The 209-nt window shown below is 48.3% G+C and carries 1 tRNA gene; it reads left to right on the forward strand.

The features are described 5' to 3' along the window. Nucleotides 1–135 precede the first annotated feature (135 nt). A tRNA-Asn gene (locus FE296_RS00015) sits at nt 136–208 on the forward strand. Nucleotide 209: the final 1 nt, after the last annotated feature.

The raw sequence follows: 209 nt of genomic DNA on the forward strand, positions 1-209 counted from the left end.
ATAGGCTGGGGGTGGAAGTGCAGCAATGCATGGAGCTGACCAGTACTAATCGGTCGAGGGCTTATCCAATAGCAAGTGATAATTCGCATGTTTCGTTTCGAATCTAGTTTTCAGAGAACGATCTCTGAAGCATATTCCCTGATAGCTCAGTTGGTAGAGCACTCGACTGTTAATCGAGTTGTCACAGGTTCGAGCCCTGTTCGGGGAGC

The organism is Paenibacillus sp. UASWS1643 (assembly GCF_008693195.1).
GTDB classification, from domain to species: Bacteria; Bacillota; Bacilli; order Paenibacillales; family Paenibacillaceae; genus Paenibacillus; species Paenibacillus amylolyticus_B.